15 protein-coding genes are annotated in these 20117 nt (G+C 40.2%); 9 read left to right on the top strand and 6 right to left on the bottom strand.

The window, feature by feature from the left end; translation table 11 throughout:
- Nucleotides 1-507 precede the first annotated feature (507 nt).
- From M1F14_RS11475 to M1F14_RS11485, 3 genes are read right to left on the bottom strand one after another with little or no spacing between them, the layout of a single operon-like run.
- The gene (locus tag M1F14_RS11475) at nucleotides 508-2013 is read right to left on the bottom strand and encodes a tripartite tricarboxylate transporter permease (RefSeq protein WP_042844508.1); all 1506 of its coding nucleotides are present in this window, start codon (nucleotides 2011-2013) and stop codon (nucleotides 508-510) included.
- 11 nt (nucleotides 2014-2024) lie between these two features.
- Nucleotides 2025-2456, bottom strand: a complete 432-nt coding sequence (locus M1F14_RS11480; protein ID WP_042844505.1) for a tripartite tricarboxylate transporter TctB family protein — start codon at nucleotides 2454-2456, stop codon at nucleotides 2025-2027.
- Between the two features lie 11 nt (nucleotides 2457-2467).
- The gene (locus tag M1F14_RS11485) at nucleotides 2468-3442 is read right to left on the bottom strand and encodes a tripartite tricarboxylate transporter substrate binding protein (protein WP_048607533.1); all 975 of its coding nucleotides are present in this window, start codon (nucleotides 3440-3442) and stop codon (nucleotides 2468-2470) included.
- Between the two features lie 311 nt (nucleotides 3443-3753).
- Between M1F14_RS11485 and tctD the strand changes: the two genes are divergently transcribed.
- Together tctD and M1F14_RS11495 are read left to right on the top strand one after the other, a co-directional pair.
- The gene (gene tctD / locus M1F14_RS11490) at nucleotides 3754-4422 is read left to right on the top strand and encodes a transcriptional regulator TctD (protein WP_042844502.1); all 669 of its coding nucleotides are present in this window, start codon (nucleotides 3754-3756) and stop codon (nucleotides 4420-4422) included.
- Nucleotides 4419-5846, top strand: a complete 1428-nt coding sequence (locus tag M1F14_RS11495; protein WP_048607532.1) for a sensor histidine kinase — start codon at nucleotides 4419-4421, stop codon at nucleotides 5844-5846. The genes tctD and M1F14_RS11495 overlap by 4 nt, the downstream gene beginning before the upstream one ends.
- A 63-nt stretch (nucleotides 5847-5909) precedes the next feature.
- Here M1F14_RS11495 and M1F14_RS11500 read toward each other — a convergent pair whose 3' ends face one another.
- The 3 genes from M1F14_RS11500 to M1F14_RS11510 form a co-directional block, all read right to left on the bottom strand.
- Complete coding sequence (locus M1F14_RS11500; protein WP_181468602.1) at nucleotides 5910-6614, bottom strand: hypothetical protein; 705 nt, start codon at nucleotides 6612-6614, stop codon at nucleotides 5910-5912.
- 387 nt (nucleotides 6615-7001) lie between these two features.
- Nucleotides 7002-11669, bottom strand: a complete 4668-nt coding sequence (locus M1F14_RS11505; RefSeq protein ID WP_181468601.1) for an SEL1-like repeat protein — start codon at nucleotides 11667-11669, stop codon at nucleotides 7002-7004.
- 378 nt (nucleotides 11670-12047) lie between these two features.
- Nucleotides 12048-12971: a DMT family transporter gene (locus tag M1F14_RS11510; RefSeq protein WP_042844494.1), complete on the bottom strand. Its 924-nt coding sequence runs from the start codon at nucleotides 12969-12971 to the stop codon at nucleotides 12048-12050.
- A gap of 101 nt (nucleotides 12972-13072) precedes the next feature.
- Here M1F14_RS11510 and M1F14_RS11515 point away from each other — a divergent pair, with 101 nt between their 5' ends.
- The 7 genes from M1F14_RS11515 (at nucleotide 13073) to folC (ending at nucleotide 20117) form a co-directional block, all read left to right on the top strand.
- A complete protein-coding gene (locus tag M1F14_RS11515) occupies nucleotides 13073-13876 on the top strand; it encodes a helix-turn-helix transcriptional regulator (protein WP_181468600.1) in 804 nt (267 codons plus the stop codon).
- A gap of 96 nt (nucleotides 13877-13972) precedes the next feature.
- Entirely contained in the window at nucleotides 13973-15103 is a 1131-nt protein-coding gene (gene pdxB, locus M1F14_RS11520) for a 4-phosphoerythronate dehydrogenase PdxB (RefSeq protein WP_042844489.1), read from the top strand.
- A gap of 72 nt (nucleotides 15104-15175) precedes the next feature.
- Entirely contained in the window at nucleotides 15176-16186 is a 1011-nt protein-coding gene (locus tag M1F14_RS11525; protein ID WP_181468599.1) for an aspartate-semialdehyde dehydrogenase, read from the top strand.
- Nucleotides 16186-17001: a tRNA pseudouridine(38-40) synthase TruA gene (gene truA / locus M1F14_RS11530; RefSeq protein ID WP_042844485.1), complete on the top strand. Its 816-nt coding sequence runs from the start codon at nucleotides 16186-16188 to the stop codon at nucleotides 16999-17001. The genes M1F14_RS11525 and truA overlap by 1 nt, the downstream gene beginning before the upstream one ends.
- 66 nt (nucleotides 17002-17067) lie before the next feature.
- On the top strand, nucleotides 17068-17754 hold the full coding sequence (locus tag M1F14_RS11535) for a DedA family protein (RefSeq protein WP_042845356.1): 687 nt from the start codon (nucleotides 17068-17070) through the stop codon (nucleotides 17752-17754).
- Between the two features lie 103 nt (nucleotides 17755-17857).
- The gene (gene accD / locus M1F14_RS11540) at nucleotides 17858-18838 is read left to right on the top strand and encodes an acetyl-CoA carboxylase, carboxyltransferase subunit beta (RefSeq protein ID WP_042844483.1); all 981 of its coding nucleotides are present in this window, start codon (nucleotides 17858-17860) and stop codon (nucleotides 18836-18838) included.
- Complete coding sequence (gene folC, locus M1F14_RS11545) at nucleotides 18828-20117, top strand: bifunctional tetrahydrofolate synthase/dihydrofolate synthase (protein WP_131680538.1); 1290 nt, start codon at nucleotides 18828-18830, stop codon at nucleotides 20115-20117. The genes accD and folC overlap by 11 nt, the downstream gene beginning before the upstream one ends.

A 20117-nucleotide genomic window follows, 5' to 3' on the forward strand; every position in this document is an offset into this window, starting at 1 on the left:
TGTTTTATTTCTTAATAAGTCAGGTGAGTACCATAATTGATTGGCATTATTTAATATATCATCATTGTCTGATTCAGTGGTTTATTAACAACTGAATAAATATACATCATTGTATTGAATGTTTTGTCCAAAATAGTGACATGATATTGACTTGATTTTTAGTCGAATAGAGGTAGTCATATGTGTGTAACCAGATTTCATGAGGCTATTTGGAAACAGGATTTTAAAATTTTAGGTAAGGCGTTATCTCGCTCTATCCACGATAAACTTTGTGGGAGGATGAGTAAAATACATAATATTGAAAAACCATTTCCACTGTATAAGTATGACCAAAAGAGAACAAATATAGTCCCTAATTTACAATCAAAATATGTCTATTATGGCGAAGGAGTCCATGATAACTCTGTGGTTTTGTTAAGTTATATAAAGCTCCCTATTTTTTAATAAAAAAATGCCCCAAAATCACATTGGGGCAAATTCTGCAGAGATGGCTTAACAATTTGAAAATTATAACGTTGTAGCCTGTTTGCGTTTACGGAGTAATTTCACAATAGGCGGCAGGATTAAAACAACAACGGCGAGGATCAATAAGCTTTGTGAAATAGTACTGCTCCAAAGAATATCGAAATTACCATTGCTGATAGATAATGAACGGCGTAAGTTTTGTTCTAACATCTCACCTAATACAAAACCTAATATAAGTGGGGAAAGCGGGAAATTCATTTTCCGTAGAATAAACCCAAAAACACCTAACCCCATCATCAACAGCAAGTCAAAAGTAGTGCTATGAACTGCATATACACCAACAGCGGAAACACTGGCAATTGCGGGAACTAAAAACCACAAAGGGACAGTCAACATACGTGTGAATAGGCCAATTAATGGAATATTCATGATTAACAACACGACGTTAGCAATAAGTAATGCAGCAATTAGCCCCCAGACAATTTCCGGTTGTTCGGTAAACATTCCCGGTCCAGGGGTGATATTATAGAGCGTTAGCGCCCCCATCATCACCGCAGTTGTCCCTGAGCCTGGAACGCCAAGTGTTAACATAGGGATAAATGAGCCACATGCTGAGGCATTATTTGCGGCTTCAGGTGCAGCGACACCACGTACATCACCATTACCAAAATCGCCTTTTTCACCACTGATTTTCTTTTCAGTCATATAAGTGATAGCGCTGGCGATAGTGGCACCTGCACCGGGTAAAACTCCAACAAAGAAACCGACGAAAGACGAACGCAGTGCGGGCCCTGCGCAAGCTTTGGCTTCTTTGCGGTTAAATAGCATTCTACCCGTTTTGCGGATCAAACCTTGGCCTGTAGCGGTACCTTCAAGCATCAATAAAATTTCACTGACTGAAAATAAACCAATCACAACGACAATAAATTGCACTCCATCAGAAAGATGGACACTATCAAATGTAAAACGATATTCCCCTGAGTTGGCATCGACACCGACGGTGGCGAGTGACAAACCAATTAATGCGGCAAGTAATGATTTAATAGGGTTTTGGCTCATCATACTGCCCAAACAGGCAATAGCAAAAACCATTAAAGCGAAATATTCAGCAGGCCCGAAAGCTAACGACCATTGAGCAAGCAAAGGTGCGAATAAAATAATACCCACAATGGCGATTGTTGAGCCAATGAATGAACTGACCGCTGAAATAGAAAGAGCAACACCGCCTTTTCCTTGTTTTGCCATCGGATAACCATCTAATGTGGTCATTATAGCCGCAGCATCACCCGGAACATTAAGTAGTATCGATGAGATCCGTCCTCCATATTCACAACCTAAATAAACAGTAGCGAGTAAAATTAAGGCAGATTCTGCTGGTAATTTGAGCGCAAATGCGAGTGGCAATAATATAGCGACCCCATTGATAGGACCAAGGCCGGGCAACATGCCAACTACGGTTCCGATAAAACAGCCAATTAAGGCAATCAAGATATTTTGAGGGACGAGCGCAACCTCAAAACCTTGCGATAGATACATCCAAGTTTCCATGAGCTTGCTCCTTAATTAAACAGGCTGCCAATAGGCAAAGTGACATCCAGCAATTTATCAAAGGCATAAAATAAGAAGATGCCAAGGATAGGGCCTGAAATAATGGCTGCCGTTGGTGTCGCACCAAATAGTAGGGCCATGCTGATAGTCAATAAACTGGTAGCAATAGGAAACCCTAACCACTCAAATGCCCATGCATAGATAACTAGTGCGATGACTAAGAGTATTAAGCGGCGCAATACATAAGGTTTCGGCCATTCAACAGCTTCTTGTTTGCCAAATAATAAGGCAAGGGCACAAATAGCCATTAAAGATAGTATGGCGACCGGAAAAGGGCGGGGGCCCAGTGGTTCGTATGAAAATTCACTTTGGATCCCCCAGCCGATATAGATCCCGATAGCACACAGTATTAGCCAGACTATGGCGAATATGCGTTGACTCATCGTTTTCTCCGTTATTTGGCTAAACCAAATGCACGGGCTTGCTCACGATACTGTTCGATTTCTTTTTTTACGTAGCTATCGAGTTCTTGCCCAGTTAAGTTATATTCAAACAAGCCACGAAGTTCACGTTGCTTTTTGAAATCTTCGGTTTGTTGGAGTTTTTGGAATGCCTCGACCCATTGGTTGTAGTCCTCATCGGACACTTTGGGCCCCATATAGAAACCACGAATAATTGGCCAAACAATGTCATAGCCTTGTTCTTTCGCCGTAGGGATTTCGGATAAGCCATCACCGAGGCGTTTATCGGCATAGACCGCTAGGATACGAATTTTGCCTTCATTGATATACGGGGTCATCTCGCTAATATCCCCTGATAACACCTGAATATGGTTTCCAAGTAGAGCTGTTAGGGTTTCACCACCACCTTCAAAAGCAACGTAACGCATTTTTCTTGGATCTATATCGATAGCTTTAGCGAGTAGTGCGGTTTTCATCCAGTCTTGACTGCCAATAGAACCACCGGCTCCAAACACGATGCTATTCGGGTCTTTTTTAAAGGTATCCATTAAATCATTAAGGGTTTTATAAGGGGAATCTGCACGTACAGCAATCATCCCATAGTCGCTGCCCACACTGGCTAGCCAACGGACATCATTCTCGTTATAGCGACCAAACTTACCTTGCGCTAGGTTGAGTAATGAGCCACCTGAGAAGGCAACAATCGTTCCTGGTTCAGCAGGGCGCTGCGCTACGATGGCATTATAGGCTACCGCACCAATGCCTCCGGGCATGTAAGTAACACGCATTGGTTTTTCAATTTCTTTAGTTTCAAGCATGGAAACTTGGACTAATTTACAGGTTAAGTCGAACCCCCCTCCAGGTTTGGCTGGGGCGATACATTCAGTACGCTCTGGTAGAGCACTTGCTTGGTTAACGCCAACTAAAAATATTGCTGTTGCTAAGGCCTTGATTGTATATTTTTTCATTTTTCTTTCCTTACTAAGACAATAATTAAAGAACTATGTTATTTACTTCTTGTTGTGTAGATGTTGCATCATTGTCTGACAAAGCTTTCATTTACCTTTCATTAACAAATATTATTATTTTTATGTGATATATATCAGATTGTTTTGTATTTCTGCTTTTTTGTTATGTTAATTTAATGTTAAATTTAAATTATTGATTCCATTTAACCGTAATAGTTGTGATGGATACAGTAAAAACGATGACAATTGCTTTTCAATCACGATAGGTAATGCCAACGTATACAGATAAGTAATTATAATGAGTATGCGGAATGAGAATTTTATTGGTTGAAGACCATGACGAGTTGTCATTGTGGTTACAAAAGGCATTATCGTCATCAGGGTTTGCGGTTGACATTGCCAGTGATGGCGCCATCGCAGATCAATTATTACAAACAGAACAATATGCCCTTGTTGTGCTTGATGTATCTCTTCCACGAATGAGTGGGTTGGAAGTATTGGCGCAAATGCGAAAACGTCATCAAGAGATCCCTGTTTTGCTGTTGACGGCAAACTCGGATGTGGCTGACCGTGTTCAAGGCTTAAATGCAGGTGCGGATGATTATTTAACAAAACCCTTTGATATCGCTGAGTTAGAAGCTAGGATTCGTGCCTTACTAAGGCGTAGCCAAGGGCAAGTCAATGAACCGCAGCGTTTTGGTGCGCTGTGTTATCACGAAGAAGGTTATTTTTTACTTGGTCAAGAACCATTAGGGTTAACCCCAAGGGAATATGCGGTATTAAATACCTTGTTTCACCGACGAGGACGCCCAGTTTCAAAGATGCAATTATTTGAACAAGTGTTTTCTTTGTCCGATGAAGCCAGTTTACAAAGTATTGAATTATATGTTCACCGAGTGAGAAAAAAACTCGCAGGTTCGGATGTTAACATCAATACGTTACGCGGATTGGGATACCGATTAGAGCAGTGTAGTGTATGAAATTAGTCTCTCATCCACGCTCTCTCTTTCATCAGTTGCTGCTCTTTTTCGGTATCCCCCTCATTTTATTGGGGGGATTTTCGGTTTATACCCATTATTATAGTGCTAAGAACGCTGCAAATTTAGCTTATGATAGAACGCTACTCGCCTCTGCTCGTACTGTGGCAGAAAGGCTACAAGTGGTAAATGGGCATTTATCTGTTAGCGTACCTTATGTGGTATTGGATAGTTTCGAACTGAATAATAATGACCGAATTTTTTATCAAGTTATTTCCCCTGACGGTGAGACTATCTCTGGTTATGATGACTTACCGCCAATTCCCTCTTATTGGATGCGCTCACAGCACTATACTGCGCTAGTTTATTTTTATGATGCACAGTATAAGGGCTTACCTATTCGCATTGCAGCGTTTTATCAACCCATTAATGAAGGTGGCATCACTGGAATGGTTGAGATCCGTGTTGCAGAAACCGTTTATTCACGACAAGATCTCGCTAATCAATTATTAATCTCCGCGCTGATGAGCCAAGGTACGGTGGTGCTTTTAACCTTAGTTCTTGCCTATATTTTACTTAGTAAGTTATTGGCGCCATTGAAAAAATTGTCCAACTTAATGTTAAGCCGTTCCGCTAATGATTTAACACCATTGCCAGATTTACTGCCATGGTCTGATTTATCGCCATTAATTGATGCATTGAACCGCTATATTTCCCGTTTAAAGCGGATGGTGAGGCGACAAGAGCGTTTCAGTGCGGATGCATCCCATCAATTGAAAACACCATTAACGGTGTTGAAAACACAGGTTTCAGTCGCGATTAACAGTCAAGATGCTAATCAGCGGCAACAGAGTTTACAAGCTATCGATAAAACCCTCGATAATACGATTATTCTCACTGATAGGCTTTTGCAACTATCTCGGTTAAAAGCGCATGAAAAAGAAGCCGTCACGCAGTACCGTGCTGTTAATCTAGTCGAAATTGTTCATCAAACCTGTTTTACGCGGCTGACTCATGCAGAAAGTCAATGTGTGGATTTGGGCTATGAAGGGCTCGATGTGGCTTGGATCAAAGGTGAACCCATTTTATTGGCAGAAATGTGCGCAAATCTAATCGATAACGCAATAAAATATACGCCAGCAAATGGCGTGGTGACAGTGCGTGTTGTAAATAGTGATGACAAGGCGCATTTTGTTTTGGAAGTCGAGGACTCAGGGCCAGGGATCCCAGATGCAAAGATTAACCGTTCTATGGAAGCGTTTACTCGTTTAAATAATGCCTTAGGGAAGGAAGGGGCTGGTTTAGGTTTGGCTTTGGTTAAAGATATTGCTAGTTACCATGGCTCTGAACCACAACTATTAAAAAGTAAATTACTCAATGGATTGTTGGTTCGAATCGCATTTAAAGCTAGTCAAGCACCACGGTAAGAGAAGCGCCCTTATTTGGGCGCTTTGGTGCCAAAGTTTAAACGCAGTAAAAACTGGATGTGTTTAGTCTCGCATTGGTATTAGTGTATTTAGTTGTTTGTTATTTGAAGAACTGTGTTTAAAATCACTAGCCATTGTGTTTTGTTTGAGACTTGCCATTGAGGATGATAATAATGATTCCGTATCTAACTGGTTTTTGTTATTGAAAGGTGTATTAGTCAACTTCTCATTATTTTCTTTTTCATTTAAGGATGCTTCGATTGATTTTATTTTTACATCTGTATTGTATATTTCGTCAAGTAAAGTCGATAAATCTTGTGAAATTAAATTGTTTTCTTTATTTTCTGAATGGTCGTAAAGGTATTTTGCAAGGTTGTTTTTTGAATTAGTTATTTTTTCTTCCCGTAAATAGATCTTATCAGTAGATTCTAATTTCTTTTTTTCGTTTAATTGATGGCGTTGTTCAGTAATCTCTAACAATGCATTTCCAATTGTTTTATAATAAGTTTTCTCGCTAACATTAGATATGGCAGATTTTAATGGAACATAATTATGAATGTTAGAAATAAAATCATTCTTCACTGCTGTTAAGTATTCTTTTTCTCGCCGCATCTCCGATATATTGATATTTTTTTTATCAGATTGTCGAGGAGTTAATAGATGGGGCTTATTAATTTCATTTTGTTCGTTTTTTGTGTTTTTAGTGATTGATTTTTCTCTGTTTACTATAGATGTGTTTGATGCATTATTTTTTAGATTTGAATTCACAATAAATACTCCATATTAATTAGGGGCTTTCTAACGTTTGTAATCCGTAATCAATAAAATATAAACCAACTAAACAAAGATAACTAATTTTTATTTAAAATGAGTTCTAAATAGTTATTATTGGAATAATTATATGACTAATTTTTTAATAATTAGATGATTTTAAGCGGAATTCTATATTTATCAGGAATATATTATTAGATATATTGATAAGCTTTTGTGTTTTATTGAAAATCAACTAGGAAAAGACTGAATGTTATATCCATAAATGGTAATCGGAACTAAACAATATAACCGACTGATATATTGAAGTATCCAAATAATAACTGATAATAATAAAAATGATTCAATAAAGGCGCTAAAGCAAATTAGCGCCGTTATCGTTAATTATTTATTAATGAGTTTAAAATCCCACTCTTTTAGTGCTTTAATTGAGTCCTCGTCTTGGTATTTAGCACCGAGTTCAAGGTAATCATGGGCTTTTTGCAGGTCTGCTTTGCTCTTTGTTCCGACCCAACCATTGTAATACATGTAGGCCAGCTTGTATTTTGCCATTCCATGATGAGTCCCTTGCTCTAGGTTTGTCATATCATAATATTTGGCTGCACCAACATAATCTTTTGGTACTCCTTGGCCAAAATACAGCATATCACCGGCTTGGTGCGCGGTATTACTGTCATTTTGTTGTGCGCCTAAGTCAAAGTAATAAAGCGCTTTAGGAAAGTCTTTCTCAATACCGCGCTCATTGTCTTTGCGGTAAAGGTTACCTAAAATATTATAAGCACGAGGATAGCCATTTTTACCTGCTAATTCATAGTAGTAGATCATCTTTTGCGTGTCTTGCGGTACTCTTTCACCCCGAGCATAAGCGATACCTAAGGAGAAAGCTGCCATTTTATCACCCGCTTCAGCCTTCACACGTTGTTCTTCAATTTGTTTAGCAAAGCGACCATATTTTTGGAATGTTTGCTCATCATTGAAACGTTGTTCAATCCCTTGTCGCTCCTGTGGTGATAACTGCTCTAATAATTCAATATTTTTAGGGTCTTTTTTCAGACGCAATGCCGTGTAATAGGCTTGTTTCGCATCCCCTTTTTCCACATAGGCTTTGTACAGGCTACTTAGCGCATGACTCTCATGATAGTTCAATGAAATTAGATACCATTCAATAGCCTTATCGATATCTTTTTTCATATCACATTCACCAGCTAAGTATGTATCCCCCATTTTTTTACTTAAACTTTCAGCTGAACGAATATAATTCCGCGCAGTATTCTTCTCGAAATTCTTCTTTTTTAGCCACTCTTTTAAGTAAGTGCTTGCCTTATCCAGATCGGCATTATCGCTATTACTGCAATATTCACCAGGGTAGTTTATTTCATACAGTTTCTCAATGGCATCTAAGTCGCCTTTTTCATAAGCACGCTGTAAGTAACCCAAAGCTTTCGGCGCATCGGTTCTTGCGTAATAGCTATAAAGATTAAGCAATGCATCTGTACGGTTATTTTCTTCGCTTTGCAGCAATTCTAAATATTTTTTATCATCTTTAGGGCGGTTAAGGTTTTTCTTGTTATTACGAATACCTTTTTGATACAAATTGGCTAATGTATTGAATGCCATACTAGAAATTTCATCATCAGCTGATTTGATACCTTCTTGTAGGTATTGAATGGCTGAATTATAGTCCGTTGAACTGGTTAGAACGTCGCTGTCATACAGGTAGTCTTTGGCTAGTTGGACCTTGGAAAATAAGTCACCTTTTGCTGCACCTTCAAGGTAATTTTGGTGTTTTACTTGTTTATCGCTGGTGACTTGGTCAAGAGCTTGATAAGCGGCTAAATTGCCTGCTTCAATGCTCTTTTTATACCAAGTTTGGGCGGCTAATGCGCGACTGTAATCCTTATACCAATCTCCGAGTTTCATATAGGCTGAAGTATCACCATTTTGCGCAGGAACAACGATGGAGTTATAGGTTTCGATATAATTATCAACACGTTTAGGGTTTGAGTGTTTTTTTAAATAAACAATAGCTTGATCCCAGTCTGGTTCTTTCAACCAAGACATTTTGTCTTCGTTGAGTATCCCCATATACAGGGTTTTTGTATAAAGGCTAATTGCGTTATCATTTCCTTCATCGCTAGCAAGCTTTAAGTATTTTAAGGCTTCTAATTTGTCTTCTTTGATCCCTTTACCATAATAATAGGCTCGGCCTACTTTATATTTAGCCTCTGAACTTTCATTGAGCATTTTCATGCTGATGTCATAGTCATTCATATACTTAATGAACTCGTTCCCCCAACTTCCTGCTTTAATGTAATATTCACGGGCTTTTTGGCGATTTGGTGCAACAAGGCGACTACCGTTTAAATATTGATGTGCTAATTTGCGGGTGTAGTCTTTGCTACCGATAGCGGCTAATTGGTCGTAATAACCAAGAATCTTTGCTTTATTAGCATCAATGAGTGTGTCTTGGCTGTAATAATCCACTAATTCTTTTAAAGCGCTTTTATTATTCAACTTTGCACTAGCGGTCAAGTATTGTAGCCATTTTTTCTCATCGACTTTTTGCCCATAGTTACCGAATTTATAAGCATTGGCGAGGGTACGAATGGCATCAGAGTCATTATTTTTTGCCTTTTCCTGAATAGTAATCAACGAGGCTCTTGCTTTTTCAATTTCTCTTTTACGTGATTTTAAAAAACTGAAATCTGGGTCAGAGATTTTGTTGTAATATTCCATTGCGAGGTCATAGTCAGAATCTTCCCCATAATTACCTTTTTGGTAAATTTCCCCCAGCTCATATAAACAGCGGTTGCTGCCTAATGCTGCACACTTTTTATATTGTGGGACGAGGTCTTTCGGTGTTAACCCTGTGATTTTCTGAAAACGCTGCTTATAGTAGGGCTTGTCATTATAATAATTAACGCCATCCAAATTTTGAGCAATATATAAAGACGCGGTGGTATTGCCTAATTCTGCGGCTTTTATAATGGTATCGTAATAAGGTTTTAGCTCTGCATCACTTAGGGTATCAACTTGGGTCAACTGGGTAAGTTGCTTGATGCCATAAAAGTAAGTGATATCCGCATCAACCCCAATTTGTGGTTCGATACGCTTTAAGGCTTCAGTGTTATTTTCGGATAGGGCTAAATCGACTAATAAACGCTTAGCGTGTATGGTAGCCAAACCAAGTTTTAATAAAATGTCATTGGCGGTATTAAAGTCTTCTTTTGACAATCGTGACTTGCTATCAGGTGAAGCGAGTACGTCAACAACTAAGTTCACAGCACGTTTGTTTTCTTCTGGCTTATATTTTAATAATGAGGCTGCATAATGAATACGGCTGCTATCATTATTTTTACTGGATTCTTCATACAGTTCAAAGGCTAGATTGCTATTTTTCTCCGCATCTTCGCGTAATAAATAATCCGCATAGAAATGCGCTAATGTATAGTTTTTTCTTTCAATGACATCATTTTTGAGAATATCAATGATCGTTTTCTCGTCGACGTAGTCTTTTATATCATATTGATAATAGAGTTGAACTAACAGACGGTCAGCTGTCGACTTGTAGCTATTTTTACTTAAACCTTTTTTCAGTATCTCTACGGCTTCTGGCAAATTCTGCTTAGTACCAAACCCATTGATATAGTAACGAGCTAACTGCATTTGTGATTCATAATCGGGTGCAATTCGGTTAGCTTTTGCGAGTGTTTCAAAGGATTTTTCTGGTGAATAGAATGGGCTATTTTTATTGCGGTATACTTGGCTTACAACGATCAAAGCTTCTGGAGAATTAGGGTATTTCTCGATTAATATCGGAGTATATTTTTTTATAGTATCTACTAATTGTTTATTTGGAAAACGGTAACTGTAAATAGCTTTTTCGATAATAGTAATTAACGATTTTTGATGGCCTAAATCTGCGGCGTTAATTAAATATTTATTCGCTAATTCATCATCGCGTTTTACATCATAATTAAAGGTATTACCTGAATAGACCTGATAGGCTTGGTATAATGCATCGGGATATTGCCCCTCAGCGGCCTCTGTCAAATCTTTAATATTATCTCTATCTGCGAGGTAATTAAAATATAGCGCTTTGGGAGCCCGTTGTTGTATTAAAGGCCGCAAATACATTACAGCTTTATTTTTATTCTTACGGACATCTTCGCCTGTCATGTATTTTTGATATAAAATATACATAGCAGTTTCATCACCTTGACTGGCTCGGGTTTCAAGGTTAGCGATTATTTGTTGTTTTTCTTCTGGCGTTAGTGAGCCATAAATTGATAATGGCGCAGGTTCAAATCTCTCAGCATCGGCAATAAATTCGAAAGCTGATGCCATTGACATACTTTCATATTTTTTTGCAAAAATCTTATTTGGCGTAATACCATTGCCGCCTTCTTTATAAATAGATGCTAATAACATAGCCGGTAATGGGAAGTCTTTACTGACTAAGGGGGTTAAGATTTCGACTGCCTTTTTATTATCTTTATCAACCTTATGGGCAATATAACCGAGTGCAAATTTAGCTAGACGTGAATCTTGTTCCGCAGCCAGTGTAAAGTATTTCCGAGCTAGTTCGGTATTCTGCGGAATATCTTCATATTTAGCTTCCATATAAATACCGCCAACCATCACTTGAGCCTCAATTACACCGAGATCTGCAGCTTTAGTTAAAGAGGTTACGCCATATTTATCGTCAGGGGTATCCTCTATTTGTTGATCATAACGGTAAAAGCCCAGATTATAGAGCGCATTTTTATTGTTTTGTGCTGCAGATTTAACCAACCAACTTAGTGCTTTACTCTCATCAGGTTGAGTACCTATCCCATCTTTATACATTGTGGCTAATGCATAAGCGGATTGGGAGTCAACATCAGCCGTATTTTCAAATTGCTTAAAAGCGGCTTCGGTATCGCCTTGTTGATATAAATCGTAACCAGCTTGTGCGGAATTGGAATGGCCTAATGCATTGATAAAGTAAATGCCAACTGCAATAGCAATTACTATAAATATGCAAAGCCAAACTTTAAGTTGTTTAGTCATTGTTATTCCTTATTAAAGGTCATGTATGACATGACGTGTTCCATCAGTGCACATCGAGTCAATATTTGGTTTTGAGTGAAAATACTACTTAATGGGTAGAATGATTTTAGTTAAGTCTAATTGCTTAAGAAGAAGATTCAATCAGAATTTCCCTTTATTGCTTGCTCAGATTAGCTTTGCACAAGCTTATCAGCGAATGACAGACAAAGGGTGACTGATACGTTTTAGAGCGTTACAAAATATAAATGACGAAAAACCGTGCAGGAATGTGGGAAGAAATATATTGAGGAAAATAGATAAAACATAGCCCCACAGAGTGGGGCATATGAGTCCACGACATTGCTTTTATTGCTTTAAGTTATAAGTTGTAGCGGCAGGTTACTGACAAGTATCTTCTTGCTGTGCCACTTTTTTATTACGGCTAAATACTTGCGTCAGTGGGGTACGTAATTGTTGCGCTAACATTACCCCTAATAATACAACACCTCCACCAATTAAATGATAGCTTTTTAATTCTTCGCCAAGAGCAAAAACGGCAATAATGGCGGTAAAGACCGGAGCAAGGTTCATAAAAATAGACGTGGTATTTGCCCCTAACCGCATTACGCCTTGGATCCATAGCGCAGGGGCAATGATGGAGGCGGCTATCCCAGCAAATACGACTAGCCCAATATTGTGGCTATTGAGTGACACATCATCAGCTAATAAAAAGTTAGGTAATAGCAGAATAACCCCAAAGAACACCTGCACATAGAGTGAATCCCAGCTAGATAATTGGATTGACCAACGCTTAGTTAATACACCGTAGAGGGCATAAGCTGCTGATGCTATTAGCATCATGATTTCGCCTTGGCCTAAGCCATGAGAAAATAATGAGATAGGGTTACCTTGGCTAACGAGCCACGACAGGCCCAATAATGATAGGGCGGAGCCCAATACAATACCAACAGTTGGGATAACACGTAATACGAAAATACTGATCACAACGGTTAATAATGGGATCAGTGAGTTCATTATCCCCATAAAGGTCGCACTGACACTATGGGCAGCGTAATAGGCTAAGCTTTGGTATAGCATCATGCCCAGAGCCCCTAAAATGGCTAATTGCCACCAGTGTTTCATGACGACTTTGTGGTTTCGTAGCACCGAACGTAATACAAATGGGGTCATGACGATTAGCGCCAACGCCCAGCGGTAAAAAGAAATTGCTGCAGGGTCAATAGCCGTGGATGCTGCTTTGTTAACAATCGCATTGATAGACCATAATAAAACCGCAATTAGCGGAAAAAGAAGACTTTTCATTAAAACACTCTCCCGTATCGAATGCGCAGTAGTATACATCTGTCTGGTTTTTTATATATACTGATATTCAGACAATCGATAACGCTTTTCAGACAGGTATCATGGAAACTTCAAAATCAGATATTTGGCAAGTCAGTGAATGCAATATTATTGAGCCTGAACTTATTGCTTTTCGCCACGAGCAAACCGCCGCGCTGACGGAGTATAAATCCCATACACACCCATTTGGGCAAATGTTATATGTTGTTTGCGGTATTATGGAAATGGAAGTTGCGGGTAAGCACTATTTAGCGCCACCTGAGTTTTGTATTTGGATACCTGCAAATATTTCCCATGCTAGCTTTAATAAAGAAAGTGTCAAATTTCGTATTATTGATTTCTCACATCAATACAATCAAATATTAGCTCAACGGCCGTGCGTGATTAAATTAAGCCCTATATTTCAATCCATCATGAGCGATATGTATCAAAGAGGCATTGTACAACCAGAAACTGAACAAGATCTACGGTTAGCTCATGTACTCATTGACCAGTTTTCATTATCACCTTGCCAAGATACTTATTTGCCTAACACTAAAGACAAGTTTTTAGCGCCAATCTTACTGGAATTGCAAAATGACCCTGCGGATAATACGACCTTGGCTGGGTGGGCAAAACGTTTTTATACCTCAGAGCGTACATTGTCACGACGCTGCCAACAGGAACTCGGTATGTCATTTAGTGAATGGCGTCAGCGCTTGCGCTATCTTCATGCGGTAGCAGGTCTTGAATGTGGTAAAAGTGTACACGAAGTGGCACTTGATGTTGGATATAGCTCTGCGTCGGCATTTATTGCGATGTTCCAACAAATTTCAGGGGTAACCCCCGACCGTTTTCGAGCGAAAGAGTTTGTGACAGAAGATTAGTTTACATTGGAACGTTAACTCTCATAGGCATCTGGGGCAAAGCGTGGCAAAATATTGCGATGCAAAGCCGTATCGTCAATAGATTGGGACAAAACAGTGAAAATTTTAGTTGATGAAAACATGCCTTATGCTCAGGCATTATTTAGTGAACTGGGCGAAGTTAAAGCTGTACCGGGGCGTCCAATACCCGAACACGAATTAATAAACGCGGACGCATTAATGGTACGGTCGATCACCAAGGTGAATGAATCTCTATTGAAAAATACGCCGGTTAAATTCGTTGGAACGGCAACAGCAGGTTTTGACCATGTAGATACTGCATGGTTGGCAACGGCAAATATCGGTTTTTCTTCTGCACCCGGTTGTAATGCTATTGCGGTAGTGGAGTACGTTATTTCATCGTTATTATTCCTTGCGGAACGTGATAACTTTGATTTACGTGATAAAACAGTAGGGGTCATTGGTGTAGGGAATGTCGGTGGGCGTTTAGCTGAGCGGTTAAACGCTTGGGGCGTAAAAACCTTATTATGTGATCCTCCACGTGCGGCTATGGGCCAACAAGAAGATTTTGTGTCTTTTGAAACCGTATTAGCGCAGGCGGATGTGTTAACTTTCCATACGCCATTGAATCTTTCTGGGGAATATCAAACTTTTCATTTAATGAACCAAACCCACTTAGAAAACCTACGTGATGGCACCATTTTAATTAATGCTAGCCGGGGTGAGGTGGTTGATAACCAAGCATTATTAAAAACATTGCAACAGGGGAAACCGTTGAGTGTGGTACTGGATGTTTGGGAGCCGGAACCTGACTTGTCTACTGAGCTATTAGCTTTGGTCGATATTGGTACACCGCATATAGCAGGTTACACCCTAGAAGGTAAAGCAAGGGGAACGACGCAAGTTTATGAAGCTTACTGTCAATTTATCGGTAAATCCGTGCAAATTTCCCTTTCATCATTGTTGCCAAAACCGGATATTAGCGAGTTAACCTTCAATGGTAAATTAACGCAAAGCCAACTCAAAAGATTAGCCCATCTTGTGTATGATGTACGCCGTGACGATGCCAAGCTGCGCAAGGTAGCAGGTATTAAAGGGGAATTTGATAAGCTGCGTAAAAACTATCAAGAACGTCGCGAATGGTCATCACTCAATGTGGCTTGTGATAACGCCGATGTTGTCGCACAGCTTAATGCATTAGGGTTCAGTGCTTATTTAGCAAATTAATTGGTATAATTTTTTATCATTAAACGATCTCATTAATGGGGTCGTTTAGTTTTTATTACTAGAGGAATAGCCATGACTGAAGGTTGGAATATTGCAGTATTAGGCGCAACTGGGGCTGTAGGTGAGGCCATTATCTCACTGCTAGAAGAAAGGGAATTTCCAGTTGGCGAACTGTATTTACTAGCCAGTGAGCGAAGTGCGGGGGAGAGCGTACGCTTTAGTGGCAAAAGTATTCAAGTTGAAGAGGTGAATGGTTTTGATTGGTCGCAAGCGCAAATTGCTTTTTTTGCGGCTAATGAAGCGGTTAGCATGCAATATGCAGAATTAGCGGCACAGGAAGGTTGTATTGTTATTGATACAAGTGGCGTATTTGCTCAAGAACCTGATGTGCCATTAGTGGTACCAAATGTGAATCCTCAAGTTTTAGCTGATTACCGCAATCGTAATATTATTTCTTTGGCAGATAGCTCCGTGAGTCAATTGGTCACAGCGATTAAACCGCTGGTGGACGCAGCAGGCTTAGGGCGAATTACCTTAACGAATATGTTATCCATGTCGAGTTATGGTAAAGCAGCCGTTGATGAACTTGCAGGGCAAAGTGCACGTTTATTAAATGGTATTCCTGCGGAAGAAGGGCGTTTTAGTAAGCAACTTGCTTTCAATATGTTGCCTTTATTGTCAGACATGGAGGGGAGTGTTGTTCAAGAACGCCGTCTTGTTGAACAAGTGCGCAAAGTACTCCAAGATGAAGGTTTACCTGTTGCTGTTAGTTTTATTCAGTCGCCTGTTTTTTATGGAAATGCTCAAGTTGTCTACTTGGAAACGTTACGCCCTTTGAGTGCAGAAGAAGCGAATGAAGAACTTGAACGTTTTGCGGATATTCAGGTCTCAGAAGAAGGGGATTATCCAACTCAGGTAACGGATGCTTCTGGCAATGACCAACTAAGTGTCGGCTGCGTTCGTAATGATTATGGCATTCCTGAAATATTACAGTTTTGGTCGGTGGCGGATAATGTGCGCTTCGGTGGGGCACTGATGGCAGTAGAAACCGCTGAAAAATTAGCTCAGGAGCTATTCTACTGATGTCAGAACCAACAAAGTTGTATCGGGTTGCGTTAGGGGTCGAATACAACGGTAGTCGCTATTTTGGTTGGCAACGCCAACAAGAAGTGAAAAGTGTGCAAGGGTGCTTAGAAATCGCCTTGTCAAAGATTGCCGCAGAGCCGATCAACGTATTTTGCGCGGGTCGTACGGATGCAGGTGTTCATGCCACTGGGCAGGTGGTGCATTTTGAAACCTCAGCCAATCGCAAAGAAGCGGCTTGGACTATGGGGGCAAATACACATTTGCCTGCGGATATTGCAGTTCGTTGGTGTAAACCTGTGAATGATGAGTTTCATGCACGGTTTAGTGCCACCGCTCGCCGCTACCGTTATGTGATTTTCAATCATCGCTATCGGCCTGCAATTTTATCTAATGGTGTAACTCATTTTCACTACCCATTAGATGAAAAAAGAATGCATCAAGCGGCTCAGTCACTTTTAGGTGAGCGTGATTTTACCTCATTCAGAGCAGTCCAGTGCCAATCAAAGTCTCCATGGCGTAATGTAATGCACGTGAATGTGAGTCGCCATGGTCATTATGTGGTGGTGGATATTAAAGCCAATGCCTTTGTTCACCACATGGTTAGGAATATTGTTGGTAGTCTGTTGGAGATAGGGTGTGGCAATCAAGGTGTTGATTGGATACAACATCTTCTTGAGCTAAAAGATCGCACCAAAGCAGCGGCAACGGCAAAAGCTGAAGGCTTGTATTTGGTGAGCGTCGATTACCCTGAACAATTTGCATTGCCGCAGAATGTTATGGGGCCTCTTTTTCTTGCAGATGAACTGATATAAAGCAAAATTTTTATTTGTCCCATCATTGTTGGGAATGGCATGGACGCTATCATTAATGAGGATTATATGGAATTCATCACTTTTATTATCGACTTTATTTTACACATAGATGTGCACCTTGCTGAACTCGTTAGAGACTACGGTACATGGGTATACGGGATCTTATTCCTGATCCTTTTTTGTGAAACAGGTCTAGTGGTCACACCATTTTTACCTGGGGATTCGTTATTATTTGTTGCGGGTGCAATTTCAGCATTAGACAGCAATGATTTAAATGTTCACTTAATGGTCGCATTAATGATTACTGCTGCGATTATTGGTGATGCAGTGAATTACACCATTGGACGTGTTTTTGGCGAAAGGTTATTTAAAAACCCGGACTCAAAAATTTTTCGTCGCGTATATTTAGAAAAAACCCATGAATTTTATGAAAAACATGGTGGTAAAGCGATTATACTGGCTCGTTTCGTGCCGATAGTAAGAACATTTGCGCCTTTCGTTGCAGGAATGGGGAAAATGTCTTATCGTCATTTTGCCTTTTATAATGTCGCAGGTGCATTTATATGGGTATTATTATTTACCTATGCAGGTTATTTATTCGGTGATTTACCGATTGTACAAAAGAATTTGAAATTATTGATAGTCGCGATTATCTTTGTTTCAATTTTGCCGGGTGTGGTTGAAATTATTCGCCATCGCCGTAAGGCCGCGAAAGAAAAGCGTGCTACAGCGCAAAAAATCGATAACCGTTAAGCGGTTTAAAAAGTTTTTATCTACAGTGAGATATCATTGTGGTTTAATGGCAAAAAATACCTACTGGTGATAACCAGAGTGAATCAGACAAAAAGGTCCATTAATGAGCTGGATTGAAAAAATATTAAAGAAAGGTAACTTGACCCAATCACACAAAGCCAATATCCCAGAAGGGGTTTGGACGAAATGCGATAGCTGTGGGCAGGTGTTATACGGTGCTGAATTAGAGCGTAACTTATCAGTGTGTCCTAAATGTGACCACCATATGCGTATTCATGCACGCCAACGTTTAGAAACCTTCCTTGATGAAGACTCAACGTCCGAATTAGGTAGTGAACTTGAGCCAAAAGACCTCCTCAAGTTTAAAGACTCAAAAAAATATAAAGACCGACTTTCAGCCGCACAGAAAGAAACGGGCGAAAAAGATGCCATTATTGTCATGAAAGGGACCCTAAAAGGGATGCCGGTTGTCGCTGCGGCATTTGAATTCGCCTTTATGGGTGGTTCAATGGCATCGGTTGTTGGTGCTCGTTTTGTCCGCGCAGTGGAACAGGCTTTGGAAGATAACTGTCCATTGGTGTGTTTTTCATCAAGTGGTGGCGCTCGTATGCAAGAAGCGTTGTTATCATTGATGCAAATGGCAAAAACCAGTGCAGCGTTGGCAAAAATGCAAGAACGCGGCTTACCGTATATTTCAGTACTAACTGACCCAACTATGGGTGGCGTTTCTGCTAGTCTTGCAATGTTAGGGGATATTAATGTTGCTGAGCCTAAAGCCCTGATTGGTTTTGCCGGCCCGCGTGTTATTGAACAAACGGTACGTGAAAAACTGCCACAAGGTTTTCAACGCAGTGAGTTTTTACTCGAAAAAGGCGCTATCGATATGATAGTCCGCCGCCCTGAAATGCGTGACCGCTTGGCTGAAGTCTTGGCAATGTTAACGAATAAGCCTAGTTTTACTGAGGCGCCAATTATTGTTGCAGAAAATGTAGAAGTTGACATTGATATTACTGATGAGACTGATGGCTTTGAGGTAGACGTACAAGAAAAGGAACCTGCAAAGCATAAAAAAGATGATGAGTAATTTAATCATTCCTAATGCCAAGTCTCCATTGGAGACTTGGCTTTCTTACCTCACCGACTTACATAGCCAAAATATTGATATGGGGTTGGAACGAGTCGGTCAAGTCGCTAGGCAAATGAACCTCACACAGCCTGCACCTCGAGTTATCACTGTCACTGGAACTAACGGTAAAGGGACAACGTGCCATACGTTAGAGTCTATTCTGATGGCATCAGGGCTCAAGGTTGGGGTCTATAGCTCACCACATCTTGTTCGTTATACAGAGCGTGTGCGTATTCAAGGCCAAGAACTTGCAGAGTCAGAGTTTTGCGCAGCGTTTGCGACCATTGAATCACAACGTGAAAACATTTCGCTTACCTACTTTGAATACGGTACCTTGGCTGCATTACAGTTATTTAAGCAAGCTGAACTGGATGTGGTTATTTTAGAAGTGGGGCTAGGCGGCCGCTTGGATGCAACAAATGTTGTGGATGCCGATATTGCAGCGATCACCAGTATTGCGTTAGATCATACAGACTGGCTTGGCGCTGATAGAGAACATATTGGCTATGAAAAAGCGGGTATTTTCCGTTCTGGTCACTATGGTGTAGTCGGTGAACCTGATATGCCTGCGTCTATTGCTCAAGTGGCGGATAAACTAGGTACGGTGCTTTTTCGTCGTGGTGCGGATTGGCAATATAGTGAACAAGCGGGAAGTTGGTCATGGAAAAGTGCTCAACATGAGTGGCATAATTTACCATTACCGAATGTCCCATTAGCGAATGCAGCAACCGCGCTTGGTGTTATTAGCTGCTTATTATTGATTGATGTTGATATCGCCCAAAAAGTTACAGAAAGCGCAATTCATCAAGGGTTAAAATCGGCTCAATTGCCAGGGCGTTTTCAGGTTATCGGTGAAAAACCATTGATGATTTTAGACGTGGCACATAACCCGCATGCTGCAGGCTATTTAGTCAGTAAATTAGCCGAACTTCCTGTTATGGAAGGGCGTCATATTCGTGCGGTTGTCGGTATGTTAGGTGACAAAGATATTAAAGGCACTCTTGATTGCCTGTCACAGCAAGTTACTGATTGGTATATTGCGCCATTAACTGAATTTAGAGGGGCTGATGTCGCTACGCTTAGCCAACATTTAGCGCAAGCGAATGAATTTGATTCCGTAGAAAAAGCATGGCAACAAGCTTGTCTCGATGCAAAAGAGCAAGATGTGGTTGTTGTGTGTGGGTCATTTCATACTGTCGCCCATGTTATGATGTTATTAGAAAACCAAAAAGGATAG

Source organism: Providencia sp. PROV003, from assembly GCF_045040775.1.
GTDB lineage: Bacteria > Pseudomonadota > Gammaproteobacteria > Enterobacterales > Enterobacteriaceae > Providencia > Providencia huashanensis.

Excerpts from the sequence above, each read along its gene's own strand:
- M1F14_RS11475 (WP_042844508.1), bottom strand. The coding sequence starts at position 2,013 with ATGGAAACTTGGATGTATCTATCGCAAGGTTTTGAGGTTGCGCTCGTC.
- M1F14_RS11480 (WP_042844505.1), bottom strand. The coding sequence starts at position 2,456 with ATGAGTCAACGCATATTCGCCATAGTCTGGCTAATACTGTGTGCTATC.
- M1F14_RS11485 (WP_048607533.1), bottom strand. The coding sequence starts at position 3,442 with ATGAAAAAATATACAATCAAGGCCTTAGCAACAGCAATATTTTTAGTT.
- tctD (WP_042844502.1), top strand. The coding sequence starts at position 3,754 with ATGAGAATTTTATTGGTTGAAGACCATGACGAGTTGTCATTGTGGTTA.
- M1F14_RS11495 (WP_048607532.1), top strand. The coding sequence starts at position 4,419 with ATGAAATTAGTCTCTCATCCACGCTCTCTCTTTCATCAGTTGCTGCTC.
- M1F14_RS11505 (WP_181468601.1), bottom strand. The coding sequence starts at position 11,669 with ATGACTAAACAACTTAAAGTTTGGCTTTGCATATTTATAGTAATTGCT.
- M1F14_RS11510 (WP_042844494.1), bottom strand. The coding sequence starts at position 12,971 with ATGAAAAGTCTTCTTTTTCCGCTAATTGCGGTTTTATTATGGTCTATC.
- M1F14_RS11515 (WP_181468600.1), top strand. The coding sequence starts at position 13,073 with ATGGAAACTTCAAAATCAGATATTTGGCAAGTCAGTGAATGCAATATT.
- M1F14_RS11525 (WP_181468599.1), top strand. The coding sequence starts at position 15,176 with ATGACTGAAGGTTGGAATATTGCAGTATTAGGCGCAACTGGGGCTGTA.
- truA (WP_042844485.1), top strand. The coding sequence starts at position 16,186 with ATGTCAGAACCAACAAAGTTGTATCGGGTTGCGTTAGGGGTCGAATAC.
- M1F14_RS11535 (WP_042845356.1), top strand. The coding sequence starts at position 17,068 with ATGGAATTCATCACTTTTATTATCGACTTTATTTTACACATAGATGTG.
- accD (WP_042844483.1), top strand. The coding sequence starts at position 17,858 with ATGAGCTGGATTGAAAAAATATTAAAGAAAGGTAACTTGACCCAATCA.
- folC (WP_131680538.1), top strand. The coding sequence starts at position 18,828 with ATGATGAGTAATTTAATCATTCCTAATGCCAAGTCTCCATTGGAGACT.